Source organism: Sphingorhabdus sp., from assembly GCF_044338195.1.
Lineage (GTDB): Bacteria > Pseudomonadota > Alphaproteobacteria > Sphingomonadales > Sphingomonadaceae > Sphingorhabdus_B.
The window spans coordinates 53143-78443 of sequence record NZ_JBIIMC010000008.1 but is presented as its reverse complement, the minus strand read 5'-3'; the positions used below and the strand labels follow the sequence as shown (position 1 = coordinate 78443).

At 56.7% G+C, this 25301-nt stretch carries 24 protein-coding genes and 1 tRNA gene; 14 read left to right on the top strand and 11 right to left on the bottom strand.

What is annotated here, in order from left to right; genetic code table 11:
- Positions 1–338: 338 nt before the first annotated feature.
- Both ACIQZK_RS04080 and aroA read right to left on the bottom strand, forming a co-directional pair.
- Positions 339–965 carry a (d)CMP kinase gene (locus ACIQZK_RS04080; RefSeq protein WP_397575017.1) on the bottom strand — a complete coding sequence of 209 codons (627 nt, stop codon included), beginning with the start codon at positions 963–965 and terminating at the stop codon, positions 339–341.
- Positions 962–2296, bottom strand: a complete 1335-nt coding sequence (gene aroA / locus ACIQZK_RS04075) for a 3-phosphoshikimate 1-carboxyvinyltransferase (RefSeq protein WP_397575018.1) — start codon at positions 2294–2296, stop codon at positions 962–964. The genes ACIQZK_RS04080 and aroA overlap by 4 nt, the downstream gene beginning before the upstream one ends.
- Before the next feature lie 156 nt (positions 2297–2452).
- Between aroA and ACIQZK_RS04070 the strand changes: the two genes are divergently transcribed.
- The 7 genes from ACIQZK_RS04070 to spt all read left to right on the top strand — a co-directional run bounded on the left by ACIQZK_RS04070 (position 2453) and on the right by spt (position 7750).
- On the top strand, positions 2453–2770 hold the full coding sequence (locus ACIQZK_RS04070) for an FYDLN acid domain-containing protein (RefSeq protein WP_125231048.1): 318 nt from the start codon (positions 2453–2455) through the stop codon (positions 2768–2770).
- A 74-nt stretch (positions 2771–2844) separates the two neighbouring features.
- Positions 2845–2920 (top strand) — tRNA-Ala (locus tag ACIQZK_RS04065).
- Between the two features lie 186 nt (positions 2921–3106).
- A complete protein-coding gene (gene obgE, locus ACIQZK_RS04060; RefSeq protein WP_397575016.1) occupies positions 3107–4159 on the top strand; it encodes a GTPase ObgE in 1053 nt (350 codons plus the stop codon).
- Positions 4144–5274, top strand: a complete 1131-nt coding sequence (gene proB, locus ACIQZK_RS04055; RefSeq protein WP_397575015.1) for a glutamate 5-kinase — start codon at positions 4144–4146, stop codon at positions 5272–5274. The genes obgE and proB overlap by 16 nt, the downstream gene beginning before the upstream one ends.
- The gene (locus tag ACIQZK_RS04050) at positions 5271–6179 is read left to right on the top strand and encodes an NAD-dependent epimerase/dehydratase family protein (protein ID WP_397575014.1); all 909 of its coding nucleotides are present in this window, start codon (positions 5271–5273) and stop codon (positions 6177–6179) included. Before proB ends, ACIQZK_RS04050 begins: the two co-directional genes overlap by 4 nt.
- A 90-nt stretch (positions 6180–6269) precedes the next feature.
- Entirely contained in the window at positions 6270–6515 is a 246-nt protein-coding gene (locus tag ACIQZK_RS04045; RefSeq protein WP_183939378.1) for an acyl carrier protein, read from the top strand.
- A gap of 35 nt (positions 6516–6550) precedes the next feature.
- Positions 6551–7750 carry a serine palmitoyltransferase gene (gene spt / locus ACIQZK_RS04040; protein ID WP_397575013.1) on the top strand — a complete coding sequence of 400 codons (1200 nt, stop codon included), beginning with the start codon at positions 6551–6553 and terminating at the stop codon, positions 7748–7750.
- A gap of 38 nt (positions 7751–7788) precedes the next feature.
- Here the strand turns inward: spt and ACIQZK_RS04035 are convergent, their stop codons facing one another.
- The 3 genes from ACIQZK_RS04035 to ACIQZK_RS04025 are packed head-to-tail and all read right to left on the bottom strand — an operon-like array spanning position 7789 to position 10203.
- Entirely contained in the window at positions 7789–8712 is a 924-nt protein-coding gene (locus ACIQZK_RS04035) for a hypothetical protein (RefSeq protein ID WP_397575012.1), read from the bottom strand.
- 32 nt (positions 8713–8744) lie between these two features.
- On the bottom strand, positions 8745–9716 hold the full coding sequence (locus ACIQZK_RS04030) for a diacylglycerol/lipid kinase family protein (RefSeq protein WP_397575011.1): 972 nt from the start codon (positions 9714–9716) through the stop codon (positions 8745–8747).
- 10 nt (positions 9717–9726) lie between these two features.
- Entirely contained in the window at positions 9727–10203 is a 477-nt protein-coding gene (locus ACIQZK_RS04025; protein ID WP_397575010.1) for a DUF2141 domain-containing protein, read from the bottom strand.
- 127 nt (positions 10204–10330) lie between these two features.
- Here ACIQZK_RS04025 and lptF point away from each other — a divergent pair, with 127 nt between their 5' ends.
- From lptF to ACIQZK_RS04010, 3 genes are read left to right on the top strand one after another with little or no spacing between them, the layout of a single operon-like run.
- Positions 10331–11569, top strand: a complete 1239-nt coding sequence (lptF, locus tag ACIQZK_RS04020) for an LPS export ABC transporter permease LptF (RefSeq protein ID WP_397575009.1) — start codon at positions 10331–10333, stop codon at positions 11567–11569.
- Positions 11570–11608: 39 nt separating this feature from the next.
- Complete coding sequence (lptG, locus tag ACIQZK_RS04015) at positions 11609–12661, top strand: LPS export ABC transporter permease LptG (protein WP_397575008.1); 1053 nt, start codon at positions 11609–11611, stop codon at positions 12659–12661.
- A gap of 41 nt (positions 12662–12702) precedes the next feature.
- On the top strand, positions 12703–13854 hold the full coding sequence (locus ACIQZK_RS04010; protein ID WP_397575007.1) for an N-acetyltransferase: 1152 nt from the start codon (positions 12703–12705) through the stop codon (positions 13852–13854).
- Positions 13855–14049: 195 nt separating this feature from the next.
- On the opposite strand, the gene ACIQZK_RS04005 is transcribed toward ACIQZK_RS04010, so the two are convergent.
- Positions 14050–14382 (bottom strand): DUF952 domain-containing protein, encoded by a 333-nt coding sequence (locus ACIQZK_RS04005; RefSeq protein ID WP_397575006.1) that lies wholly within the window; start codon positions 14380–14382, stop codon positions 14050–14052.
- A 141-nt stretch (positions 14383–14523) separates the two neighbouring features.
- Between ACIQZK_RS04005 and ACIQZK_RS04000 the strand changes: the two genes are divergently transcribed.
- A complete protein-coding gene (locus ACIQZK_RS04000; RefSeq protein ID WP_397575005.1) occupies positions 14524–15540 on the top strand; it encodes a hypothetical protein in 1017 nt (338 codons plus the stop codon).
- On the opposite strand, the gene ACIQZK_RS03995 is transcribed toward ACIQZK_RS04000, so the two are convergent.
- Complete coding sequence (locus ACIQZK_RS03995) at positions 15541–15930, bottom strand: DUF1294 domain-containing protein (protein WP_397575004.1); 390 nt, start codon at positions 15928–15930, stop codon at positions 15541–15543.
- A gap of 323 nt (positions 15931–16253) precedes the next feature.
- Here ACIQZK_RS03995 and ACIQZK_RS03990 point away from each other — a divergent pair, with 323 nt between their 5' ends.
- Positions 16254–16442 (top strand): hypothetical protein, encoded by a 189-nt coding sequence (locus ACIQZK_RS03990; RefSeq protein WP_397575003.1) that lies wholly within the window; start codon positions 16254–16256, stop codon positions 16440–16442.
- Here ACIQZK_RS03990 and ACIQZK_RS03985 read toward each other — a convergent pair whose 3' ends face one another.
- From ACIQZK_RS03985 to ACIQZK_RS03975, 3 genes are all read right to left on the bottom strand, one after another.
- Positions 16443–17270 (bottom strand): hypothetical protein, encoded by an 828-nt coding sequence (locus ACIQZK_RS03985; protein ID WP_397575002.1) that lies wholly within the window; start codon positions 17268–17270, stop codon positions 16443–16445.
- A 377-nt stretch (positions 17271–17647) separates the two neighbouring features.
- Complete coding sequence (locus tag ACIQZK_RS03980; RefSeq protein WP_324478509.1) at positions 17648–18700, bottom strand: ribonucleotide-diphosphate reductase subunit beta; 1053 nt, start codon at positions 18698–18700, stop codon at positions 17648–17650.
- A gap of 56 nt (positions 18701–18756) precedes the next feature.
- Positions 18757–20667 carry a ribonucleoside-diphosphate reductase subunit alpha gene (locus ACIQZK_RS03975; protein ID WP_395635489.1) on the bottom strand — a complete coding sequence of 637 codons (1911 nt, stop codon included), beginning with the start codon at positions 20665–20667 and terminating at the stop codon, positions 18757–18759.
- 677 nt (positions 20668–21344) lie between these two features.
- Between ACIQZK_RS03975 and ACIQZK_RS03970 the strand changes: the two genes are divergently transcribed.
- A complete protein-coding gene (locus tag ACIQZK_RS03970) occupies positions 21345–22871 on the top strand; it encodes a fumarate hydratase (protein ID WP_306064825.1) in 1527 nt (508 codons plus the stop codon).
- A gap of 77 nt (positions 22872–22948) precedes the next feature.
- Positions 22949–24211: an NRAMP family divalent metal transporter gene (locus tag ACIQZK_RS03965; protein ID WP_397575001.1), complete on the top strand. Its 1263-nt coding sequence runs from the start codon at positions 22949–22951 to the stop codon at positions 24209–24211.
- Positions 24212–24236: 25 nt separating this feature from the next.
- On the opposite strand, the gene ACIQZK_RS03960 is transcribed toward ACIQZK_RS03965, so the two are convergent.
- On the bottom strand, positions 24237–25247 hold the full coding sequence (locus ACIQZK_RS03960) for a VacJ family lipoprotein (RefSeq protein ID WP_397575000.1): 1011 nt from the start codon (positions 25245–25247) through the stop codon (positions 24237–24239).
- Between the last annotated feature and the right edge of the window lie 54 nt (positions 25248–25301).

Sequence of the window (25301 nt, the reverse complement as noted above, 5' to 3'; positions counted from 1 at the left end):
GCGGCCTTCAAAGCCACCGTCTGCGCCACCAAGTGATTCGTCGAGAAGTGCCGCGAAATCGTCGCGGGTCGGGTTTGGCGAAGTTGCCATAGGTTAGAGTTTCCTTACGTACTTTTTGTCCGGCCAGCCGGTTGGTTCCGACGGTCTTTGACCAGAAATGCCCTATTGCCCGAATAGCAATAAAGCGTTCGTTTTAAGCGCGTTACAAAGGCATTTATCCGTCATGCTGAATTTATTTCAGCATCCATCGTGCCACACAGACCATAAGGTGTAGAGGCGAAATAGACCCTGAAACACATTCAGGGTGACGGCGTTCTTCATTTGAAACGCCCCGCCACTCAACTCTGCCGGAGTTTACCCTCCGCCAGCGCAATCGCAGCTTGAACGGCGCCGCCTATAGTCAAATCGCCGGTATCAAGCAATAGCGCGTCTTGCGCGGGCTTTAACGGGGCATCGGCCCGCCCCATGTCGCGTGCGTCGCGGGCATGAATATCGGCAAGAATATCGGCAAAGCGCACGTCGATCCCGTGCCGCTGCATTTCGTCATAACGCCGCTGCGCCCGCACCTCGGCAGGGGCGGTTACAAACAGCTTCACATCGGCATGCGGCGCGATCACCGTGCCGATGTCCCGCCCGTCCAGCAACGCACCGCTTGGTTGATTGGCAAAATCGACCTGACGCTTGTTCAATGCCGCGCGCACCTGCGGATGGAGCGAAACGCGGCTGGCCAAACCGCCGACCTCTTCGGTCCGCAAAGCGGCGTCATCGAGAATGCTGTCGGGAAAATCACATCCAGCCAAGGCGTCCGCCGGATCGTCGGGGTTGCCATTGTGTAATTGCACCTGCTGACCGACGGCGCGGTACAGCAGGCCGGTGTCCAGAAACGGCAGTCCGAAATGCGCGGCCAATGCCTTTGCCAACGTGCCCTTGCCTGAGGCAGTTGGCCCGTCGACGGCGATAATCATCGCGCAACCTGAAGATTGTGCATCATCGCCTCGAACGTTGGAAAGCTCGTGGCGATGGGCGAAACATCATCGACCGTCACGGGATGGTAGCAATGCTGCCCTGCCACCGCGAAGCTCATGGCGATGCGGTGGTCGAGCGCGCTGTTGATCGTTGCGCCGCCCTCCAGCGGTTCGCCGCCTGTGCCTTGAATGACAAGGCCGTCTTCGCGTTCCTCAACCTGCGCGCCAATGGCTTTCAGGCCCGTCGCCATTAATGCCAGCCGGTCGGATTCTTTCACGCGCAATTCGTCAAGGCCGCTGGTGATGGTCTGTCCCTGCGCCATGCAGGCGGCGACGAAGAATACCGGAAATTCGTCGATCATGCTCGGTGCGACTTCGGGTGGCACTTCGATACCGCGCAAAACCGAATGGCGCGCTGTAATATCCGCCACAGGCTCGCCGCCGACTTCGCGTTCGTTGGCGTAAGTCAGATCAGCGCCCATCGCTTCTAACATCTTGAAAATGCCGGTGCGCGTCGGGTTCATGCCGACATGGGTTACGGTCACTTCGCTGCCGGGGGTAATGAGCGCCGCGACAATCGGGAAGGCGGCCGATGAAGGGTCTCCGGGCACGTCTATCGTCTGCGGCTTCAGCTCTGCTTCGCCGACAAGCCGGATATGGCGCACGCCATCGGCATCGACTTCAACCGTCAAATCCGCGCCAAACCCGCGCAGCATGCGCTCGCTGTGGTCACGCGTTGGCACAGGTTCAATCACTTCGGTAATGCCCGGTATATTCAGGCCAGCCAGCAACACGGCACTTTTAACCTGTGCAGAGGCGACCGGCAGACGATAGCTGATCGGCACCGCAGGCACCAAGCCGCGCACCATCAGCGGCAACGTGCCACCGGGGCTGGCGGTGAATTCTGCGCCCATTTGGCTCAGCGGATCGATAACGCGCCCCATCGGGCGTTTCGATAATGACGCATCGCCGATGAATGTGGCGGTGAGCCGGTGGCTGGCAACCAGACCCATCAATAATCGTGTCGACGTCCCGCTATTGCCCATGTCGAGTGCGCTTGCGGGCTGCATCAGGCCGCCAACGCCAACGCCGTGGACGGTCCAGCACCCTTCACCCGTGCGTTCGATATGTGCGCCCATGGCGCGCATCGCGGCGGCGGTCGACAGCACGTCTTCGCCCTCAAGCAGACCGGAAATCCGGCTTTCGCCAACGGCCAATGCGCTGAGCATCAGCGACCGGTGCGAGATGGATTTGTCTCCGGGTACCTTCACTGTGCCGCGAAGCGGCCCTTGCGAACGGAAACTGGCGGGGCGGGGTTGAACGCTGTGCATGACGTTTTGCGCTTTGCGGATGATGCGTGGCCAAGTCAACGACCACAGTAATTTTTGACAGCGGCGCGTCGCTGTGGCAAAGGCCGCGCCAATTGACGGTGATTCACAGATGTGCATCGCCCTTCCAAGCCAGTTTAAAAAGGATTTGAGCCCGCCATGATCAAGGCTGAATGGGGAACCAAGCGCACTTGCCCGAAATGTGGTGTTCGTTTTTACGATCTGACCAAGGACGAGCCGGTTGAATGCATTGAATGCGGCAACCAGTGGACACCTGAGCCAGTTTTGAAGTCGAAGCAGCCATTGCCGTTTGAAGAAGCTGAAAAGAAGAAAGACGATTCGGATCTTGCCGATGACGATCTCGACATTGACGTCGATGCCGTTGACGGCGACGTATCGCCCGACAATGATGTCGATCTTGGCGGTGACGAAGATCTCGGCGTTGCTGGCACCGAAGACGAGCCAGACGACATCTAATCTTCGGACTTGAAATATAAAGGAGCGCCCGCTAGTGGCGCTCCTCACCAAGGCTGCCCAACGGGCGGCCAGATGGGGCCTTAGCTCAGCTGGTAGAGCGCTACACTGGCAGTGTAGAGGTCAGGGGTTCGACTCCCCTAGGCTCCACCAACCTTCGCTAAAGCTTCGGCTGGCAGGCAAGCGCGGCACGTGCGCTGATTTTTCGTAACGTAGTTTCGTCATGCTGAACCTGTTTCAGCATAACATGCGGCGTTAGCCTGTTGTCCTGGAACGCAGTCACCATTGGTGCATTGAGTTCAGGATGACGAAATCGTTTTGATAGTCTAAGGCCAACACATGCATTTTCTCGACCAAGCAAAAATCTTCATCCGTTCCGGCGCCGGTGGCCCGGGAGCGGTCAGCTTTCGTCGTGAAAAATATGTGCAATATGGCGGCCCAGACGGCGGCAATGGCGGCAAGGGTGGCGATGTCATCTTTGAAGCGGTTGCTGGACTGAACACGCTCATCGATTTCCGTTACGCGCAGCATTTCAAAGCCATGCGCGGTATTCAGGGCATGGGCCGTGATCGCCACGGTGCCTATGGTGATGACTTGGTCATTCAGGTGCCTGTGGGCACACAGGTGCTGGCCGATGACGAAGAACGGTCGCTGTTGCTCGATCTGACCGAAGTGGGCCAACGCGTTGTGTTCCTGCGCGGCGGCGATGGCGGTCGCGGTAACGCATCGTATAAAAGCTCAACCAACCGCGCGCCGCGTCAACATGGCCCCGGTTGGCCGGGCGAAGAAATGTATGTCTGGCTGCGCCTGAAATTGCTGGCGGACGCCGGACTTGTCGGCATGCCCAACGCGGGCAAATCGACCTTCATCAATCAGGTGTCGAATACCAAGGCAAAGGTTGGCGATTATCCGTTCACAACGACGCGCCCGCAATTGGGTGTGGTCGACCATAAATCGCGCGAGTTCGTTCTGGCGGATATTCCAGGGCTTATCGCTGGTGCAGCCGAAGGTGTGGGCATTGGCGACCGCTTTTTGGGCCACATCGAACGTTGCCGCATCCTCATTCATTTGATCGACGCGACGCAGGATGATCCCATCGCCGCGTGGCATATCGTGTGTGACGAATTGAGCGAATATGGCGCAGCATTGGATGAAAAGCCGCAGATTGTGGCGCTTAACAAGGGCGACTTGCTTGATCCCGAATTGATGGCCGACATTGCCGAGCAATTGCAGGCAGCCGGTGCGTTGGACGTGATATCCATTTCCGGTGCAACGGGGCAGGGCGTTGATCTTGTGCTCGACCGGATCTTGGAAGCGCTGCCCGCCAAAAGCGGGATTGAAGGCGCAAAGGCCGATGGCATCTCCGAGGACGGGACATGGTCGCCGATCTGAACGCCGCATTCTTGCCGACATCTTGCCCGCTGTTGGTGGTCAAGGTCGGATCGTCGCTGCTGGTGCAGCCTGACGGGAATGTGCGGCGGCAATGGTTGGAAACGCTCGTTGCGGATATCGGCGCGCGGCACAAGGCCGGGCAGCGCATCGTTATCGTCACCTCCGGCGCGATTGCATTGGGTGCGCGCCGTCTGGGTTTTGAAAAAGGCGGCCGCAGCAGCCTCGCCGATGCGCAGGCTGCGGCATCTGTTGGGCAAATTGTGCTGTCGGGCATCTGGGCAGAGCTGCTCGACGCGCAGTCGCTTGCTGCGGCGCAAATGCTCGTGACGCTGGATGATCTGGAGGATCGCCGCCGCTATTTGAACATTGCCGCGACGCTGGATCGTCTGTTGGGTGCAGGGGCCGTTCCCGTCATCAATGAAAATGACAGCGTCGCCACCGAAGAAATCCGCTTTGGCGACAATGACCGGTTGGCCGCACGCGTTGCGCAGGCGGCTGGCGCCAGCGGGGTGATTTTGCTGTCGGATGTCGATGGCCTTTTCGACCGCGCGCCACATTTGCCGGGTGCGACATTGTTGCGGAGTATCGAAAAAATTGACGGCCGCGTCCGCGTCATGGTGGCGGAGGGTTCATCCTCTGGCATGGGGTCGGGCGGTATGGCGTCCAAGCTGGATGCCGCCGATATTGCAACCCGCGCAGGCATCGGACTGGTTATCGCCTCCGGCCTTCGCGATCACCCGCTTGCCGCACTTGAAGCGGGTGGGCCTTCGACCTTTTTTGCACCGCGCGACGGCGGTTCCGCGCGCAAGAGCTGGTTGGGCGGTCGGCTGACGGTCAAGGGCCGCATCCGCATCGATGCTGGCGCCATCCAAGCGCTCATATCGGGCAGTAGCTTGTTGCCCGCTGGCGCCTTGTCGGTGGAGGGTGAGTTTAAACGCGGCGACGTCATCGACATCAGTGATGATGACGGCGTTGCGGTCGCGCGCGGCCTTTGCGAATATGATGCGGTCGATGCTGCCCGCATTTGCGGCCATCGTTCTAGTGAATTGGCGGATATTTTGGGCACCGTGCCCCGCTCCGTACTTGTCCACCGCGACCAGTTGGTCCTTTTGTGAAAACAGTCGCGCTAACCGGAGCGACGGGTTTTGTCGGACGGATCACGCTGGATCGGTTGATTGCCGCTGGTTGGCATGTCCGCGCGCTGACGCGGCGGGACCAGCACAAAAAAGCCGGAGTCAGTTGGGTTCATGGCAGCCTAAGCGATACGGCAAGCCTCACCGAATTGTGCAAAGGCGCCGATGCCGTTTTGCATGTCGCAGGCGTCGTTAACGCGCCCGACGCGGCTGGCTTCGAGAGCGGGAATGTGACCGGCACAGCCCATATCCTCGCCGCTGCCCAATTGGCTGGCATCAGCCGTTTTGTTTGCGTCTCCTCGCTTGCTGCGCGCCATCCGGAGCTTTCGATGTATGGCGCGAGCAAGGCCACGGCAGAAGCGCTTGTGCGCACATCATCGCTCGACTGGACCGTCATTCGTCCGCCCGGTGTGTACGGCCCCGGCGACACCGAAATGTTCGATATGTTCCGCATCGCCGCCAAGGGATGGGCATTGTTGCCGCCGCGGGGCAGGGTCTCGGTCATTCATGTCGACGACCTCGCCCGCTTGCTGGTGACTTTGCTGTCGGCGGACGATGTCTCGAAATGCGTGTTTGAGGCAGATGACGGAACGGCAGGCGGGTGGAGCCACGCCGGCTTTGCCAAGGCCATTGGCGCTGCGGTCGGGCGCGATATCACGACGGTGCACGCGCCTGCGTTTCTGTTGAAATTTGCCGGATGGGCCGACCGAACGGTTCGCGGTGCAAAGGCGAAGCTGACGCCCGACCGCGCCAATTATCTGGCGCACCCCGACTGGACCATCAATCGCGATGCTGCGCCAGGGCCCCAGCTTTGGACGCCAGAAATAGCAACGCCCAAGGGGTTGAAAGACACCGCAAGCTGGTATCGCGCGCAAGGGTGGATGTAGGCGCATGGCTTTGCCCTCATACTGCCTTATTCGCTTGCCATAGCGCGCCCATATGGCGCATTGCCCGTCACATAATTTGAGGATGTACATATGACCGACCGCAGCGAAATGTTTGATCGCCTAAAGGGCCTGATTGAGCCATTTAACAAAAAAGGTGTCGAGGTTGGCGAGACCACCACTTTTGCAGGTGATTTGGAATGGGACAGCCTGACCGTCATGGATTTTGTTGCTGAAGTCGAAGACAGCTTTGACATCATCATCAGCATGAATTTACAGGCAGAAATCGAAAATGTCGGCCAACTGGTCGACGCGGTTACCAAGCTGACCGCAGCCTAATTCAAACGGACGCCTGATTTTAACGGAAGACGTGCATGACTGACTTATTCTCCAAATTTGATGACCTGATTGGGCAACGTGAAGGCTTGCTGGCCACGGGCGTAAAAGACCCGTTCAGCCTTGTGATGGAAGAGGTGAAATCGCCGACCGTTGCTGTCGTGAATGGCAAGGAAACCATCTTGCTTGGCACCTATAATTATATGGGCATGACCTTTGACGATGATGTCATCGCCGCGGGCAAGCAGGCTTTGGACGAATTTGGCGCTGGCACGACCGGCAGCCGCGTTCTGAACGGCACATTTCAGGGCCATAAGGAATGCGAAGACGCGTTGAAGGAATTTTACGGAATGGACCATGCGATGGTCTTTTCCACGGGCTATCAGGCGAACCTTGGCATCATCAGCACGATTGCGGGCAAGGGCGATTATATCATTCTCGATATCGACAGCCATGCGTCGATCTATGATGGCTGCAAAATGGGCGATGCCGAAATCGTGGCCTTCCGCCATAATGACGTCGAGGCGCTGGAAAAGCGACTGAAGCGCCTGCCCGCCGACGCGGGCAAGCTTGTCGTGCTTGAAGGTGTCTATTCGATGCTGGGCGATGTTGCGCCGCTGAAGGAAATGATCCGCGTTTCTAAGGAAGCCGGCGCCATGATCCTTGTCGACGAAGCGCATTCGATGGGCTTTATCGGCAAAAATGGCCGCGGCGTGGCCGAAGAGCAGGGCGTGTTGGACGATGTCGATTTCGTCATCGGTACGTTCTCCAAATCGGTCGGAACCGTCGGTGGCTTCTGCGTTTCGAACCATCCGAAATTTGAAATCATGCGGCTTGTCTGCCGCCCTTATGTGTTCACGGCGTCATTGCCACCAGCGGTCGTCGCATGTTCGGCGGCGAGTATTCGCAAGTTGATGCACAATGGCAACAAGCGTGCGCATTTGTGGGAAAACTCCAGAAATCTGCATCAGGGCCTGCGCGATCTTGGTTTCAAACTCGGCACGCCCGATGCGCAAAGCGCGATCATCGCGGTGATCATGCCCGATTTGGAAAAAGGCGCGATGATGTGGGCTGCGCTTCTTGAAAACGGCCTATATGTAAACCTCGCCCGTCCGCCCGCGACGCCCGCTGGCATGACATTGCTGCGCTGTTCTTTATGCGCCGAACATAGCAGCGAACAGGTTGCCGATATCCTCAGCCGCTTCGAACGCGCGGGCAAGGCCGTCGGGATTATTTGACCGCGACGCGCGCTTTTCGTGCCGCGTAAAAATAGGCTTTAACGCACGGCGCCCTTTGCCAAAAGCTTGGGCACCAGAAACAACGCCGCGATCAGGGGCCATTTGCGCTGCCACGGGCGTATGTTGATTTGCGTGCCGGCGTGGCGGTTTATCTTCCACGCCAGATAATCAATGCCGCCGGCATAGGTGAACGCCGCCTTTGCCAGCCGCGCAACGGTCAGCAACTTCCCACGTCGACGCAGTGCAGGCCAACGGCGTTTTTCTTGAACGATGTGGCCATCGGGGTCGGGCAAGATAACTATTTTGTCGCCGCGCACGTCATTGGCGATCGCCGTGCACTGCAATGCCGCTTGGCCAAAGCGGACGTAGCGATTGGGGTCAAACGCAATCACCGACGATGGCCGGTCCTTGCGTTCCGCGCGGAGCTCCGCGCCATAGGTCATGTGGAATCCCGCCTGCCAAAGGTCGAGCACATCAGCTTCGCGTTCTGCAAATGCCAGTGCCGCATTCAGCAAAGTCGGGGCCGCACCCGATATCGCGAGAATGGCAGACTGCCGTGCGTCTTCATCCGCGCACCAGACGAGGCGCGATGGCTGGGCAAAACGGGCCCAAACCGACACCGCCGATGCCGCCGGGCGGTTGAGGAGGTGAAAGTCCGCTTCGCTTAAAATAGCCACCTTTGCAATCAGATTGCCATGTTGAAACGGAAATACATTGGGCGGCAGGCGGCGGTTCCATGTGGCGAGCCAACCGCGTCCATAAGCGGCTTGGTAATCGGACACGATGAGGTAGAAGTCGAGCATTTCGCCCTCTAGCTGTTCCGACCGCAGGCACGATCCGTAGAATAGAACAGCGCGCGCTGCCGGGCCATATTGCGCGGCGATATGCGCCGCGAATTCGCTCGCGCCCTGTTGCGCGGGTATGGCCAATTCCTCGGCCACAAGCTGGGTCAGCGAAAGCATCTGTGCGCCTTAACCGTTTCCGTTGCCGCTTGTTAAGCAGCGATTTTCAGGAAAGGGACAGGCGGCGTTGACCGAAGCACGATCGGGCTACCGCGATACGCCTCGAACACTTCGCCATCCAAGACGACGCTGCTTCGTTCGCTATCAATGCGGATGACATCGCCTTGCTGGAAATGGACACCGCTTGTGGGCGTCTGTCCCAATTTGCCGCGCAATGATGCCGCGATCATTTTCAGCATCGCCCATGGCGTTTGGTCAACGGCCATAAATTTCATCAAACCACGCTGTTTGGTTTTGCCGGCCTGTCCACCAAGCAATAGCTTTTCCAGCGTCGTGACGATCAGGATCGAAAATGTGCCCTGCAATTCGCCATTGCGGATAAAGGATATGCTGACGGGCTTTGATCGTTTCGGCAGGAAACTTGCCTTCACCCGAACAAATGCTGAAAACATAACGGCGATGAATGTCAGGAAATGGCTTAGGCCATTGGGCAATCCCAATGGATAGATTTTGTGGCGGCAATATAGGATCGTTTCGGCAAGGCCCGCGCCGCCCAAGAACATGCCCAGAACCGGACGCGCGCCTTCGCTGCCATCGCTTAACGCAATCAGTTCGCGGACAACGATATGTTCGGAAAGATCACCCTTTGCGACGTCGATGATACGCGCCAGCGCCTCCAACGGGTCACCTTCAGCGCCCAAATCGAGCGCAATCAGGTTGGTCTTACCATTGGGCAGCACCGCGACGGGCGGCGGGGACCCTTCAAAATGTCCACCATGATATAGTTCGGTCAAAGCGGACTGCACGGTGCCATCGCCGCCATTGATCACGAGCACCTTTGGCTTCACGCGGGCAATCATTTCCAGCGCTTTGGCGATCTGGCCAATCTCTTCGACTTCGTAATGGAATATATCGGGATTTTTCGCGCAATAGTTTCGAACCGCCGGCAACAACGACCTGTTGCCGGTTGAATTGGGGTTCGAAAGAAGCGCGACTAAAGCCAAATCATTACCTTCACATATATTTCAGGTTGATGGTGATCCGCGTGACACCGGGGCCTACGTCGAATGCGACTTTGCTGACCGACGGCTTGCCCAAATTCAATATGCTCACGCTGGGGTTATTGGAAAAGCCGCCCCCATCCTGCGTGAAGTCCGTTTTACCATTTCCATTCCGGTCATGGCGCACAGCAATGCCATATTTCCCTTCGGAAGGGACGGGCAGGCAAAAGCTCATATTTCCTGCGCTTGCGCGGCTTTCGATGCGGTGCAGCCAGCGGCCTTTGGCCAGCCAAGTGCCGGGCGTTGCGACATAAGATTGCACGCGAACATTGCCTCTCGCTTCCTTCACGCCCTGCACGTTCACCAGCACAGCGGGGCCCTTGCCCGCGGCGCAGCGCGACAAATCATTGCTTATTTCCTCGCTTGCGGCAGCGGCGCCCGATAGGAGCGCCAATGCTGTGGCGGATATAAGAACCGAATATATATGCATCTCAAAACTCCTGGAACAGCAAATCCGGTATCACTTCACAACGATACCATCGATATATTGCCCCTGAACCTGTAAGCGTCTATCGGGTCAGTTTGCGGCCAAATTAGGGTGACAGGGCGACCATAAGTTGAAATTTCTTACTGCCACCGACCGATATATCTTCCGGCTTGTGATGTTGCCGCTGCTGGCGACGCTCGCAATCGCGGCATCATTGCTGCTGCTGGACAAGATGTTGACCCTGTTTGACTTCGTCGCCGCAGAGGGCGGGCCGGTCAGCGTGGTCTGGCGCATGCTCGCAAATCTGATACCCGAATATCTATCGCTCGGCATCCCAATCGGGCTGTTGCTGGGTATATTGCTGGCGTTCCGCAAGCTCGCGACATCGTCCGAACTCGACATTTTCCGCGCGGTGGGGATGAGCTATCTTCGGCTGTTGCGCGTCCCATTCCTGCTGGCCATCGCGCTGGCTACGGTCAATTTTGCTATTGTCGGATTTGTTCAGCCCAGCGCGCGCTATCTCTATGAAGAGCTCCGCTTCGAACTGCGTTCAGGCGCCTTTGGTGCAAAGGTCCGGGTCGGCGAATTCAACAATGTTGGCAAAAATTTGACCATGCGCATCGATGAAAGCCGGAACAATGGCAACGCCCTGTCTGGCATGTTTGTGTACGCGCAAAGCAACAATGGACAGTCCATCGCCGTTACGGCTGAAAAGGGGCAGTTTTTGCGTACCGACGATCCGGACACGATATTGCTGCGCTTAGAAAAAGGTACGCTGGTGCATGACGCGCCCAATTATAAATCACCGCGCGTGCTCAGTTTCACCAGTCATGACGTCCCCATCCCGCTTCCGCAAATTGAAAGTTTTCGGTCGCGTGGCGGCAAAGACCGCGAGTATTTGATTACAGAATTGGTGCAGATTGGAAATGATGCGCAAAGGCCTGCGTCGGAACGCGACAGTGCGTGGGCTAATTTCCATTTCCGCCTTGTTGAGGTGGCGATGATGCTCCTGCTGCCATTGCTGGCATTGGCGCTGGCGATACCGCCGAAACGGTCGACATCCGCGCTTGGCGTCTTTTTATCGATCGTGATGGTCGTGACCTATCATAAGATAAATGAATATGCCGAAAGCGTCGGTGCCATGGGCATTGTTGATCCGTTTATCGCATTGTGGGTGCCATTTGTGCTGTTCGCCGCGCTCATCATCTGGATGTATCATGTGATCGCGCATGTGCCCGGTGGTCAGCCCATCGGCGCACTGGAGGTCTTCGCGACCAAAGCCGGTAAATGGTTCAAGAAACTGTTCCGCTGGGGCCGAAAATCGCGGCTGGCCACCATTGGCATGCCTGTGCCGCAAGAGGGGTCATAACCCATGCATTTCTTCCCCTCGCGCAACATTACAATGTACATGGCCCGGCTGTTTGTCGTGCGCAGCTTTGCGGTGTTGATGATGCTTGTGCTGGTGTTGATGACGCTCGATCTGCTGGGTGAAAGTGGCAAGATATTGGCGGTCCCCGGAAATGATCAGGGCGATGTGTTGCGCTATGTAACGATGCGCGCACCGCAAATTATTGCCCGTTTTCTGCCCTTTTCGGTGCTGTTGGGGACGTTAATCACCTTCGCGACGCTCAGCCAGAACAGCGAAGTGGTGGCGATGAAGGCGGCGGGATTGTCCGCGCACCAAATTCTTGCGCCCATGTTTGTCGCCAGCTTGGGCGTCGCGCTTATTTCGTTCGTGTTTAACGACGTTGTCGTCGCGCCGAATACGCAAAAGCTTAAAGTTTGGAAGGATGCCGAATATGGCGCGATAGCCCCCGATAGTGACCCGCGCAACAATGTGTGGGTCCGCGAAGGCGGCGACCTTATCAATGCAGGCAGGGTGCTGGGATCGGGCGACAATATCGTCCTCGATAATGTCCGCGTCTATTTGCGCGCCAATGGCGGTTTGCGTCAGGTGATTACGGCGCCAAATGCCCGTTATGTGGACAATGCATGGCTGCTTGAAAATGCGGAGACATTTGACGTTGCGACCACCGAACAGAAGCAGGTGACCAATCTTGTGATCGGCAAAGGCATCACGCCCGCTCGGTTCAACGTCATCAAGGTTGACGGAGACAGCCTTGCCTTCTTGCCATTGATGCGCGCCATTGACGATCTGCGCGCTGCCGGTCGCCGCACCGACAATCTGGAAGGCATATTGTGGCACAAGCTGGCAGGGCCTTTGTCGACCTTGTTAATGCCCTTGCTGGCTGCGGTCGCCGCCTTTGGCCTTGCCCGCTCGGGCGCTTTGTTCGTGCGCGCGGTGCTGGGCATGGCGCTTGGCTTTACCTATTTCGTGGCCGATAACTTTGCCTTGGCGATGGGCAATCTGGGCGCTTATCCGCCCTGGATTGCCGCATGGGGGCCGTTTTTGCTGTTTTTGCTGATCGGCGAAACGGTGCTTATCCGCACCGAAGAATAAAGCGGCTTTGGGCACATAAAAATGCGTTTCGGGAATTCACTATGACAGACATCATCATTCGGCCGGTTGTAACCAAGGCAGACAAACGCGCCTTTATTGACCTGCCGTTCCGGCTTTATGCGCATGATCCCAACTGGGTTCCGCCGTTGAAAAGCGATGTGATGGCGACCATTACGCCCGGCAAGAACCCATGGTTCGAACATGGTGAGGCGCAGCTTTTTCTCGCGGAAAAGGACGGGAAAGTTGTTGGCCGGATATCCGCGCATTTGGATTTTCTCGCGCTGAAACAGCCGCCAGAGCAAGGCATGGGCCCCGGCGTCGGCAATTGGGGATTTTTTGAGGCGGAAGATGAAGCCATCGGAAAACTGCTGATTTCGACGGCTGAAGATTGGCTGCGCAGCAAAAACATGGCGCGCGCGCTTGGGCCGCTGAGCCTGTCCATCTGGGAAGAACCGGGCGTGTTGATCGATGGCCATGACCATCCATCCACCGTACTGATGGGCTATCATAACGCAGCCTATGGCGGGTGGATTGAGGCGGCGGGCTATGCCGGCATCAAAGACCTCTACACCTATCAAATCCCGATTGATGTACCGTTTCCGCCGCTGGTGGAACGCATTGTCGCGTCGGGCGAGCGCAATGAACGCATTGTCATTCGCAAGGTGAACAAGGATAATTTTGACGCGGAAGCCGCGTTAATCCTGTCCATATTGAACGACGCGTGGAGCGGGAATTGGGGATTTGTGCCGATCACCGATGCCGAAGTCGCGCATACCGGAAAGCAGTTAAAACCCATCGTTTTTAACGACCTGATCCGCATTGCGGAGGTCGATGGGGAACCCGTCGCCTTCATGATGACATGGCCCGACATCAACGAAAAAATCGGTCAATTCGGCGGCAGCCTGTTCCCGTTCAACTGGGCGAAGCTGTTGTGGTGGCTGCGCGCGCCAAAGGTCCGCACGATGCGCGTGCCGTTGATGGGCGTGATGAAAAAGCTGCAGTCGACCCGCATGGCAAGCCAATTGGCGTTCATGATGGTTTCGCTCATTCGCGACGCGTCCACCAGCCAATTTGGCGCGAGCCGCGGTGAATTCGGCTGGGTCCTTGACGATAATGGCCCGATGCGATCGGTGGGTGAGGCGATTAACGGCAAAATCAACAAGGTGTACCGCATCTACGAAAAGCAGCTTTGACCGCGAAGGCCATAGCGCCCGCGCCCGCCGCATCGCATGTGATGGGCCTTTAAGGCGTGATGGCTTCGCCGACGCTGGCGTAAATCATCACCACGGCAAAGGATGCGAGCATGCCGATGAACAAGGCGACGGCGGGAATTTGAAAAACGTCCATATCAGGCTCCTATATTGAGGAACCCTGTATGCACCGCGCAATCAGGTCATGCTTTGATCTGCATCAAAAAAGCCAATAATCGCGCCCATCGGCAACGGCCCATAAATATGCGGGAACAGCGCACCGCCGCGCGATTCTTCCCAGATGATGCTCTCACCCAGCTGGGCCAGGTTCACTTCGGCGATCACCAGGCCGTCTTGTCCGGCAAAATGCTTGTCCAACGTGCCCTGCAGCTGATCGGTCGCCGACAAATGAATATAGCCATCCGCCAGATCAACCGGCGCCCCGTGAAAGACGCCGTCGGCTTCAAACTGCGCCCATTGCGCGGCGGTGAATATTTTGAAGGCGGTATCGGGGTTGCTATGTTCGGACATACGCCGCCCATGCCGAAAAGCAGGGGACGACGCAAGCCGCGCATAGGGCGCCGCAGCCAGCCCCCCACCCCCCAAAAACCATTTTCCTACACGAACCTATATGGTTCATAATCGCCTCCGTTTTTTGAAATGGAGCCAGTCATGCGTAACAAAGTCCCCGTCCCCCGCGAAAACCGCGCGCCTTTGCCTGATTTCACCCCCGTGCCGCTGCGATACCGCCATGATGGCTGGACGCCGGAGCGGCAGCGCGGATTTATTGAGGCGTTGGCCGACACCGGCTGCGTCTCGCGCGCGACGGCCATCGTCAACATGTCGTTGGAGGGTGTCTATTATCTGCGCCGGCAAAAAGGCGCGGAGGAGTTTCGCGCCGCGTGGAATGCCGCGCTCGATTTCGGGGTGCAGAAGTTAAAGGACATCGCCTTTGAACGCGCGATTGAGGGGGAGATGATCCCCGTCTTTGAAAAGGGCAAGTTGATGGGGTACCGGCGCAAACGCAACGACCGGCTGCTGATGTTCTGCCTGCGCCATTATGGGCAGGATGCGAACGGCAAGCGCACCACGATCAACTATTTCAGCAGCCGGGCACAGGCGGGGACAAGCAGTGGCGTGGGCAGTGGCGTGGGGAGCGGCGAAGCGGGCAGCGGCGCAGGCGGCAGCATAGCGGCGGCAGAGGCCAGCACCACCACCGTGCGCACCGTTATCACCGGCAATGGCATCAACGGCACGGGCAGCGCCGCCAACATCGACGACGCAGCCCGCACGCTGGAGAATTTTGAAGGGATAGAGCTGGACGCCGAGGCGCAGGCCGCCATCACCGCCGCGTTGGAGGCATGCGCCGCCCGCTACCGCGCCGCAGGGGAGGTTATTGAGCGCGGCGGCGATGATGCACTCGCGTTGATGGTCGATGATCCCGACCAAATTTATGCCCCGACGGGCAAAAACACCTCCCCCTATCACGGCGAATTGGTTCCGCCCGACATGGTGACGGAATTTGTGCCGTTTCAGGAAGGAGAATCGCACTGGAGCAACACCGGGGCCGAGCTACTTTATTGGGCGCAGCCAGACGCGCTGCGAAAGCTGGAGGCGCCAACGGACGAGGTGCCGAAACGCAAGCGCAAGTCGAATTGGAAACGCAAGGGGAAGGCGACGGAGCCGTAACTACCCCGCCAGCATCCAGCCCCCCACCAGCGCGACGGCAAAGCCCTGCAGGATCGCAGTCTGGTGCAGGTGGCTGGAAAAAGGCTGCTTGCGCGTCTTGTGCCGGAACAATGCACGGCCGGCATAAGCGCCGATGGTACCCCCAAAAAACGCCCAAGCCAGCAACGCCCCCTCGGACACCCGCGATGACCCCCGCGCGGCACGAACCTTGTCAAAACCGAACAGCATGAACGTCCACAGATTGACCAGCGCAAACAGGCCAAGGGCATTGGGGAGGGTGAGGAGGGTAGGCAGGTTCATGAGGGATGTGTGGGTGGGTAAGGGGGTGTTAGTAGCGGGTATTTGGTTCACACGCGATACCATCGTCATTGCGGCCAGGGAGGACAGCATGGCTCGACTATCCTAAGTGCAGCTGTGCTGGTTCAGCAGCGTGTAAAGGCGCTCAAAAAGGTCAGCGTCGCTAACTGGGCAACGCTGTTGAGAAGCGAGTCGCGAGCCATGTAAAAAGAACGGTGTGACGCTCGCAACGTACCTGCACTCGCAAATTTTAAGCCTGTCGAATGAGTATATTAGCCACCTATTTCCTACAGAACATATATTTGTTAGTGATTCGTTCAGTCGTTTATGTCAATGTTTCGATGAAAGGCAGAAAGCGCCTCAAACTTGACAGCTTAGTTTGCTGCTGTTTTATTGAAGGTACTAGGAGATTTCGCATGGCATTAGAGAAGAACGAGCATCGTCACGCACAGCGTACCGTTCGTGCGAGCGTGTCAAGCAATGGCACCCGTTTCCGTGCAGATAGTGAAATGGTTGTACGAAATCCTGCACCGGACTCTTCGCCGCCAGCCGTAGCTTCGGGTACAAGCCACAACTTTACCCTGTCGTACGCGCTTCGCGTCTAATTATTCGTCGTACATTCCGTATTCGGCCCAGCTAATATGTAAAATTCTAGTGGTTGAGCGAAGAATTACGGAATGCGCCCGATCGTGGATGAAATGTGCAAGCGTAGGAGCTTCGCTAGATTCGAGTAGATTTTGCGAAAATGTTGTGCCGTCCGCTTTGATGCCGGCAGCAGCAGCATCGCTAACGTCGCGAATATAGCACGGAATGTGTGTCGCCTCCTTAATTGCGGCACCGTATGTTCGGTGAAAGCCATTATGCAGGTAACATTTCCCATTGTATCTTACGACATGAACAAACGGCAATCCAAGCCCAATATGAATCCCAAAAATGCCTGGCGCCAGCATTCCTTGGGCCAGCAACCGCACGTTCAGGCTCTTGGCTTTGACAACAATGGATTGGGGCTGTTGCTGGGAGTGCAATTGCTCTTCCACGTTCGCTATTGGAATGCAGCAGTTTAGTAGCTCATCCAACGTAGGGGGCGAGCTAAACGGTCCACAATGATGACCACTGCGCTGGCCATCAACAGTAAATTGAAATGCAAGAAGTGGAGCTATCTCAACTAGTTTAAACTCCGCATTACCTTGAGCAAAAAACGCCGGCCAGCCAGCTGCCACGCTGTTCATGTGGGTTTGCGCTTCTATCGGAAGATCCAAAATCTCGGGAGTGCCAGCTCTGTCGATCTGGGCACCAAGCTTTGCGCGCGCAGCCATCCATTCAGCTTCTAGCGCTTGATCCGATGGATCTGGCGGAATGCAAGCTTCGCGCAAATGGGAAATTGCTTGATCTCTATCCATGAAGCCAACAAGTGACAAACCGGCTGAAGGCATACTTAAACCCCTGATCTCAGATTGAACCGTACAATTTGAAACTACGTCACGGTTAAGCCTTGGCCCGCAGCAACCCCAGCCTATTCGAACGTTTCTACGCCGTCATTTTTGTCGGCTGGCCATGCCCCCAACATATCGCCCAAAAATACAAAATCAAACCAATATGAGAGTTTTATAGTCCATTTTGGCAGTTGTCCACAGCATTGCCAATGGCATAGTCCGTGACGCGCCCCCCGCCCCAATTGCGCGCACGACCTTATAGCGATCGGCGTCAGGCGCCGTCGCTTCGCATCTATCTATCTATGGAATATATGGGTCGCGGTCGTCAGGTGGAAACGGCGTGGTTTCCATCCTGACGACAGGCGACGGGTGGCGGATTATTCCGCGGCGACCCCGGCTTGTTCGAACATATCGACGCCGTCATTTTCGGCGATGGGTTCAATGCCGATGATCTTTTTCTTGCGATTGTCAAAGCTGTCCCACACTTGGCCCCAATCGCCGCGGGTCGACGCCTTGCTATACTCGGTCGCGCGGGTTTCGAAGAAGTTGGCGTGCTCGACGCCGTTCAACAATGGCGCGAGCCATGGCAGCGGGTGGTCTTCGACCATGTAGATGGCGGGCAGGCCAAGCTGGCCCAAACGCCAATCGGCGATGTAGCGGATGTAGCGTTTGATTTCCTTGGCGGTCATGCCGGGGACGGGGCCCATTTCGAACGCAAGGTCGATGAACGCGTCTTCCAAACGGACAACCTTTTGGCAGCAATCGATAATGTCTTCCTTCACCGACTTGGTGAGGCAGCCGCGCTCTGCACAAAATGCGTGGAACAGCTTGGTAATGCCTTCGCAGTGCAGCGATTCGTCGCGGACCGACCAGGATACGATTTGCCCCATGCCCTTCATCTTGTTGAAGCGCGGGAAGTTCATCAGCATCGCGAAGGATGCGAACAGTTGCAGCCCTTCGGTAAAGCCGCCGAACATGGCCAATGTGCGGGCAATGTCTTCGTCGGTGTCGACGCCGAATTGGTGGATATAATCGACCTTCGCCGCCATTTCTTCATATTCGAGGAAGGCGGAATATTCGGACTCGGGCATGCCGATGGTGTCAAGCAAGTGGCTGTATGCCGCGACGTGGACGGTTTCCATGTTGGAAAACGCGGTCAGCATCATCTTCACTTCGGTCGGTTTGAACACGCGGCCGTAATTTTCGTGGTAGCAATTCTGCACCTCGATATCGGCTTGGGTGAAGAAGCGGAAGATTTGCGTGAGCAGGTTGCGTTCGTGGTCCGAAAGCTTCTGCGCCCAATCGCGGCAATCTTCGCCCAAGGGCACTTCTTCGGGCAGCCAATGGATCTGCTGTTGGCGTTTCCAAAAGTCATAGGCCCAAGGATATTCAAAAGGCTTGTAGCTATTGCGTGCTTGTAACAATGACATGTCGGTTTCCTTGGGTCTTTAACTGTTCAATACGGTCTATGGTGTCCCTTTGTGCCTTATTGGCAGGCGAGGCACTCTTCGTAATCGGTTTGCGCGGCGAGTTCCATCACGGGCAGTTCGGCGGTGTTGTCCGCCTCCACCCCGCCGGCAAAGCCAGCGCGCTGAATGCTCTTCGAACGCAGATAATATAGCGATTTTACGCCCAATTCCCATGCGCGGAAGTGGAGCATGAGAAGGTCCCATTTTTCCACGTCAGCGGGGATGTACAGGTTCAGCGAGGTCGCCTGATCGATATATGGCGTGCGGTCCGCGGCCAGTTCGATCAACCAACGCTGGTCGATTTCAAAGCTGGTCTTGAACGTGTCCTTCTCCTCTGGCGTCAAGAAGTCGAGATGTTGGACCGAGCCGCCCTTTTCAAGGATGCTGTTCCACACATTGGTCGAATCCTTCGCCTTTTCCTGCAGCAGCTTTTCCAGATACGGATTCTTCACGATGAAGCTGCCCGAAAGCGTCTTGTGCGTGTAAATATTCGCCGGAATCGGCTCAATACACGCGCTGGTGCCGCCGCAGATGATCGAAATCGACGCGGTAGGCGCAATCGCCATTTTGCAGGAAAAGCGCTCCATAACGCCCATTTCCTCAGCATCAGGGCAGGCCCCACGCTCATTGGCCAGCATCATCGACGCCTCATCAACCTGTGCCCGGATATGTTTGAAGAACTTCATGTTCCAAGATTTGGCAAGCGCGCTTTCAAAGCCAACGCCGCGTGACTGCAGGAAGCTGTGATAGCCCATAACGCCCAAACCAACCGAACGTTCACGGCTGGCCGAATATTTGGCGCGCGACATTTCGTCCGGCGCGCGGTCGATAAAGTCCTGAAGCACGTTGTCGAGCATGCGCATGACGTCTTCGATAAAGGCCTTGTCGCCGTTCCACTCATCCCAAGTTTCGAGATTGAGCGACGACAGACAGCAGACCGCCGTCCGGTCATTACCCAAATGGTCATGACCCGTTGGCAAGGTGATTTCGCTGCAAAGATTGGACGTCGACACTTTCAGCCCAAGATCGCGGTGATGCTTGGGCATCGCGTTGTTCACGGTGTCGCTGAAGATGATGTACGGCTCGCCAGTGGCAAGACGGGTTTCCACCAGCTTCTGGAACAACGAACGTGCATCAACCGTGCTGCGCACTTCGCCGGTTTTGGGCGAACGCAGGTTGAACTCTTCACCGGCGCGGACGGCTTCCATGAATTCGTCCGACAGCAACACGCCATGGTGCAGGTTCAGCGCCTTGCGGTTAAAGTCGCCAGATGGCTTGCGGATTTCGAGGAACTCTTCGATTTCAGGATGGCTGACATCGAGATAGCACGCGGCCGAACCACGACGCAGCGAACCTTGCGAGATTGCGAGCGTAAGGCTGTCCATGACGCGGACAAACGGAATGATGCCGCTGGTCTTGCCATTGAGGCCAACAGGCTCGCCGATGCCTCGCACATTGCCCCAATAGGTGCCAATGCCGCCGCCGCGTGATGCGAGCCAGACGTTTTCGTTCCATGTGTTGACGATGCCTTCCAGGCTGTCGTCGACGCTGTTCAGATAGCAGCTGATAGGAAGACCGCGTCCAGTTCCGCCGTTTGACAGCACTGGCGTTGCCGGCATGAACCAAAGGCGCGAGATATAGTCATAGAGCCGCTGGGCATGATCCTGATCGTCCGCATATGCCGACGCAACGCGGGCAAACAGGTCCTGATAGCTTTCGCCCGGCAACAAATAACGGTCTTGCAGCGTGTCCTTGCCAAATTCGGTCAGCAGGGCGTCGCGCGACGAATCCGTCACAACGCTGAAACGGCGCTCGTCAACGGATTTGCTCGACGCGGCTTTCTTGTCGTCAGCCGGCTTGGCCTCGGCCTCAACCTTAACAGCTTCGGTAGCAACTTTTTCAAGCATATCAGTCATCATTGCGGTCATATCGTCGGCCCCTTGGCCTGTATCCCTGAAATCCATTTAACCCGTTGCTCCATTCATTGCGGCGACCCGAAACTGGATGCCGGTTTTCCGGCGGCCAGCGACCAGTTCAAATATCTGTCGGGAACGCGTGTTCCCATATTGTTCGACTCAGGGCGCGAAACTCCCTGTTAGCATTTTTTGACCACGTCAGGGGTTATATTTTCACTTGTCCCCAGCTTATCGACGGAAAAAACCTCCCCCGATCGCAGAATCGCATCTGCAGCTCAAAGCACAAATTGTGGTAATGCCCCCTATGGCCAACCGCTACCTATAGTGCCTTATTCATTTTCAGACGCAAGGGGGTAAATTGTAAATTAACCTTTCAATTCGTCGCTATTCTGATTCCATTCATCGCACATGTCGGCCGGCAAAAGGTAGCGACGCGTGGACGTTCTAAGTGTTGCTGAAGGCGCAAGATGGAAAATGATGAATTGAAAATAATTCTGTTGTCAAAATGAACCCAATCTTGCGCGCTGCATTTTGTGGACAGAAACCGGGCCACCGCATCATCCAGACGGGACAAATGTGACCGGCGCATCGCTCGTTCGCTAATATTGATTCAGCCGGTCAGAATGATGCTTGTATCAGTCCCCCGGGACGTTAATGGCGTGGGGGTTCTATCCAGCCCGGGGCCTTATATGACCGTCACCATCCGCAATTCCGATTTGATCGACAGCGTCGCCGACGCGCTGCAATATATCAGCTATTTTCACCCGATGGATTATATCCGGGCATTGGGTGATGCATATACGGCGGAACAGTCACCAGCGGCGAAAGATGCGATCGCCCAGATCTTAACCAACAGCCGGATGTGCGCCGAAGGGCATCGACCCATTTGTCAGGACACGGGTATCGTCAATGTTTTCGTCAAATGGGGAATGGATTGCCGGCTTGAGGACACGTCTGCGTCGCTTCAGGAGGTGATCGACGAAGGCGTGCGCCGTGCATATCTGCACCCTGAAAACAAATTGCGGGCTTCAGTACTCGCCGACCCTGCTTTCACGCGGCGTAACACCAAAGATAACACGCCCTGCGTCCTGCATGTCGAAATGGTAGCCGGTTCAAAAGTTTCGGTGGATGTTGCGGCAAAGGGCGGCGGCAGCGAGAACAAGTCAAAGTTCAAGATGATGAACCCGTCAGACAATATCGTCGATTGGGTCGTTGAAATGTTGCCGCAAATGGGTGCTGGCTGGTGCCCGCCCGGAATGCTGGGCATTGGCATCGGCGGGACCGCGGAACATTGCGTCTTGCTTGCCAAGCAAGCGTTGATGGAGCCTATCGACATGGGGCCGCTAAAAGCACGCGGTCCGCAAAATGATATTGAGGCCATGCGCATTGAGATTTTTGACAAGGTCAACGCGTTGGGTATCGGCGCGCAGGGGCTTGGCGGGCTCTCGACCATCCTTGACGTGAAAATTATGGATGCGCCATGTCATGCCGCGGGCAAGCCGGTGGCGATGATTCCCAACTGCGCGGCGACGCGTCATGCGCATTTCACGCTGAACGGGTCGGGCCCTGCCTATCTGGAGGCGCCGAAGCTGGACGAATGGCCAAAGGTAGATTGGAAGCCTGATACAGCCGCGATCCGCGTGGATTTGGACGCGCTGACCCCCGAAACCGTTGCCAGCTGGAAACAAGGCGACCGTTTGTTGTTAAATGGCAAGATGCTGACCGGGCGGGATGCCGCGCACAAGCGCATCGCCGACATGCTGGCGAAAGGCGAAGAGCTGCCCGTCAGTTTTAAAGGGCGGATGATTTATTATGTTGGCCCAGTCGATCCGGTGGGCGAGGAGATTGTTGGTCCCGCTGGCCCGACGACGGCTACGCGCATGGACAAGTTCATGGACATGATGCTGGAGCAGGGCTTGCTGGCCTGCGTTGGTAAGGCGGAACGCGGTCCGGCGGCAACACAAGCCATCGCCAAGCACAAGAGCGCATATCTCATGGCCGTTGGCGGTGCCGCCTATTTGGTGGCACGCGCCATCAAGGGCAGCAAGGTCGTCGGTTTCGAAGATCTGGGCATGGAAGCAATTTACGAATTTGAAGTGCAAGACTTCCCCGTCACCGTCGCGGTCGACAGCGACGGCAACAATGTGCATCAACTGGCCCCGGCTTATTGGCAAAAGCGGATCAAGGACGAGGGATTGTTGGAAAACGCAGGCTAGCTTTTCAGCAGCCTTCAACTTTCCGCATCATATAGCGTTGTTGACATTGACCTCATGTCGGCCTGTTATCGGCAGCAATGCGAACCGATAAAAAACCGAGCACAAGCTTCCTCTCACGCCTCGGTCCCGGCCTGGTAACGGGCGCTGCGGATGACGATCCGTCGGGCATCGGCACGCACAGCCAAGTTGGCGCGCAATTTGGTTATGGGTTGAGCTGGACGTTTTTGTTCAGCTTCCCATTGATGGTCGCGATTCAAGAAGTCGCGGCTGAAATCGGGCGCGTTACCGGGGCAGGTATCGCGCGCAATATGCGCCGACATTATCCCCGGCCATTGCTGGTGCTCATGGTCGGCCTGCTGCTCATCGCCAATATCGTTAATCTTGGGGCCGATCTGGCGGCGATGGGTGCTGCTGTGGGGCTACTGATCGGTGGGCCAATCGGCCTTTACACATTATTGTTCGGGGTCTTTTGCATCACCGTTGAAGTGGCGCTATCCTATGAGCGCTATGCCGCGGTGCTCAAATGGGCGACGCTGTCGCTCTTCGCTTATGTTGCCGTCGTCATTGTGGCGCAGGTGCCTTGGGGAGAGGCGCTGACCTCTCTGGTTGTTCCGCGCATTGAATGGACCGGCGCGTACGCCACAGCCGTCGTTGCGATATTGGGGACCACTATTAGCCCTTATTTGTTTTTTTGGCAGGCGGGACAAGAGATTGAAGAGCAGAGGCGGCATAAGGTAAAACCGCTGTGCATCACGCCCAAGGAAGCCGGGCCTGAACTTAAGCGCATCCGTATCGACACGCTGACGGGCATGGCGTTCAGCTCGATCGTCTCGCTGGCCATTGTATTTGCGACGGCCGCGACGCTGCATGCCAATGGTATCCGAGATATCGAAACGTCGGCGCAGGCGGCCGAAGCATTGCGGCCTATTGCTGGAAATTTTGCCTTTGCGTTATTCGCGCTGGGTATCATCGGAACCGGATTGCTTGCGGTGCCCGTGCTTGCCGGGTCGGCCGCTTATGCCGTTACGGAAATGTTTGGTATGGCGGGAAGCCTTGATGCCAAGCCAACCAAGGCGCGTCTGTTTTACGGGACGATAGCGGTGACAACCTTACTTGGCGTGTCGTTGCAGTATGTCGGCATTGACCCGGCGCGTGCGTTATATTGGGCCGCTGTCGTCAATGGCGTGCTTGCGGCGCCGTTAATGGTGATGATGATGCTTATCGTGCGCAACCCGCGCGCGATGGGGCGGCTGACATTGGGACGCCGCGCGACCATTACCGGATGGATCGCAACGGGGGTTATGGCAGTGGCAACGATTGTGTTTTTCGCCACGCTCTAGAGTAGCGATGCCGCTGCGCCATTTATTAGGATTTCGGTACGCGGGGCTGTTTCGTGGGCGCTGGTAACGAGTCCAGAAACTCCAATTCGTTGAGATCTATGTTCGCGTCGGCTCTTTTGCCTTTCAGAACATCAATCTCCGCTTGGCGCTTCTTCAGATAATATTCGCGCATTGCCGCATACGGATTTCCGCTTTCCTGCACCCGGGTCAAAATCACATCATTTTCGACACGGTCGTCAATCGAGGAGAGCGCACCTTTGGTGGCCGAGACAATGGGATTGCTAAATGGCTTGCCAACTGCGGCTGGTAAAAGCGAAAGATCAACGACGCGCCCGAGAACATCACGAACGGTGGTCGACCCAATTAAAGGCAGATATAAATAGGGTCCAGGGCCGACGCCATAATATCCCAAGGTATCTGCGAGGCCATTGGAGCGGCGTGGCAGGTTGATGGGATGCTTTTTAGCGAAATCAAAAAGCCCGGCAACGCCGATGGTTGAGTTGATGGCAAATCGACCGACGGTTTCAGCGGCTTTCCCAATTTTGAACTGGAGCAGAAAATTAACAAAGACGATGGGTTCGTCCAAGTTGTTTAGAACATTATGCAAGCCGTCGCGGATCGGGGCGGGTAATCCATCTCGATACCCGTACGCGATCGGTGCGATAATGGCTTTATCGACCGACTGTACCGCGACGAAGGAGACTTCATTCACGACCGCAATAGGGTCGCCTCGCGGGGGTCCCTGATTTGCGGTAACAACGATCGTGTCCTTTTCGGCAGCAACCGGTGTAACCGGTCCGACGGGGTTTTGTGTATTCGGAGATTGCGACGGAACCTCTGCTCCGTCTGTGGATGGCGGCACCGTGGCTGTGGTACCCTGCTCGGGCGTAGGTGTGGGTGCGTCAGCAGTTTCCAATGCAATAACTGGCTCTACCACAGGCGGAAGCTGCGGGGTCCCCGATAAAAGGGCGATTGCGACGATATTGGTGATGCTCAACGTTGGAACTTTCCGGTCATAACCGCTTGCAAACGACATCCTACAGGCTGGCTGCCAAGCTGACAACTGCCGTTCAAGGATTTCAGTTCACCC

Bases quoted from the DNA above. Each gene is read 5' to 3' on its own strand.
- ACIQZK_RS04080 (WP_397575017.1), bottom strand. From the start codon at position 965: ATGATTATCGCCGTCGACGGGCCAACTGCCTCAGGCAAGGGCACGTTG.
- aroA (WP_397575018.1), bottom strand. From the start codon at position 2,296: ATGCACAGCGTTCAACCCCGCCCCGCCAGTTTCCGTTCGCAAGGGCCG.
- ACIQZK_RS04070 (WP_125231048.1), top strand. From the start codon at position 2,453: ATGATCAAGGCTGAATGGGGAACCAAGCGCACTTGCCCGAAATGTGGT.
- obgE (WP_397575016.1), top strand. From the start codon at position 3,107: ATGCATTTTCTCGACCAAGCAAAAATCTTCATCCGTTCCGGCGCCGGT.
- proB (WP_397575015.1), top strand. From the start codon at position 4,144: ATGGTCGCCGATCTGAACGCCGCATTCTTGCCGACATCTTGCCCGCTG.
- ACIQZK_RS04045 (WP_183939378.1), top strand. From the start codon at position 6,270: ATGACCGACCGCAGCGAAATGTTTGATCGCCTAAAGGGCCTGATTGAG.
- spt (WP_397575013.1), top strand. From the start codon at position 6,551: ATGACTGACTTATTCTCCAAATTTGATGACCTGATTGGGCAACGTGAA.
- ACIQZK_RS04035 (WP_397575012.1), bottom strand. From the start codon at position 8,712: ATGCTTTCGCTGACCCAGCTTGTGGCCGAGGAATTGGCCATACCCGCG.
- ACIQZK_RS04025 (WP_397575010.1), bottom strand. From the start codon at position 10,203: ATGCATATATATTCGGTTCTTATATCCGCCACAGCATTGGCGCTCCTA.
- lptG (WP_397575008.1), top strand. From the start codon at position 11,609: ATGGCCCGGCTGTTTGTCGTGCGCAGCTTTGCGGTGTTGATGATGCTT.
- ACIQZK_RS04010 (WP_397575007.1), top strand. From the start codon at position 12,703: ATGACAGACATCATCATTCGGCCGGTTGTAACCAAGGCAGACAAACGC.
- ACIQZK_RS04005 (WP_397575006.1), bottom strand. From the start codon at position 14,382: ATGTCCGAACATAGCAACCCCGATACCGCCTTCAAAATATTCACCGCC.
- ACIQZK_RS04000 (WP_397575005.1), top strand. From the start codon at position 14,524: ATGCGTAACAAAGTCCCCGTCCCCCGCGAAAACCGCGCGCCTTTGCCT.
- ACIQZK_RS03995 (WP_397575004.1), bottom strand. From the start codon at position 15,930: ATGCTGTCCTCCCTGGCCGCAATGACGATGGTATCGCGTGTGAACCAA.
- ACIQZK_RS03990 (WP_397575003.1), top strand. From the start codon at position 16,254: ATGGCATTAGAGAAGAACGAGCATCGTCACGCACAGCGTACCGTTCGT.
- ACIQZK_RS03985 (WP_397575002.1), bottom strand. From the start codon at position 17,270: ATGCCTTCAGCCGGTTTGTCACTTGTTGGCTTCATGGATAGAGATCAA.
- ACIQZK_RS03980 (WP_324478509.1), bottom strand. From the start codon at position 18,700: ATGTCATTGTTACAAGCACGCAATAGCTACAAGCCTTTTGAATATCCT.
- ACIQZK_RS03975 (WP_395635489.1), bottom strand. From the start codon at position 20,667: ATGACCGCAATGATGACTGATATGCTTGAAAAAGTTGCTACCGAAGCT.
- ACIQZK_RS03970 (WP_306064825.1), top strand. From the start codon at position 21,345: ATGACCGTCACCATCCGCAATTCCGATTTGATCGACAGCGTCGCCGAC.
- ACIQZK_RS03965 (WP_397575001.1), top strand. From the start codon at position 22,949: ATGCGAACCGATAAAAAACCGAGCACAAGCTTCCTCTCACGCCTCGGT.
- ACIQZK_RS03960 (WP_397575000.1), bottom strand. From the start codon at position 25,247: ATGTCGTTTGCAAGCGGTTATGACCGGAAAGTTCCAACGTTGAGCATC.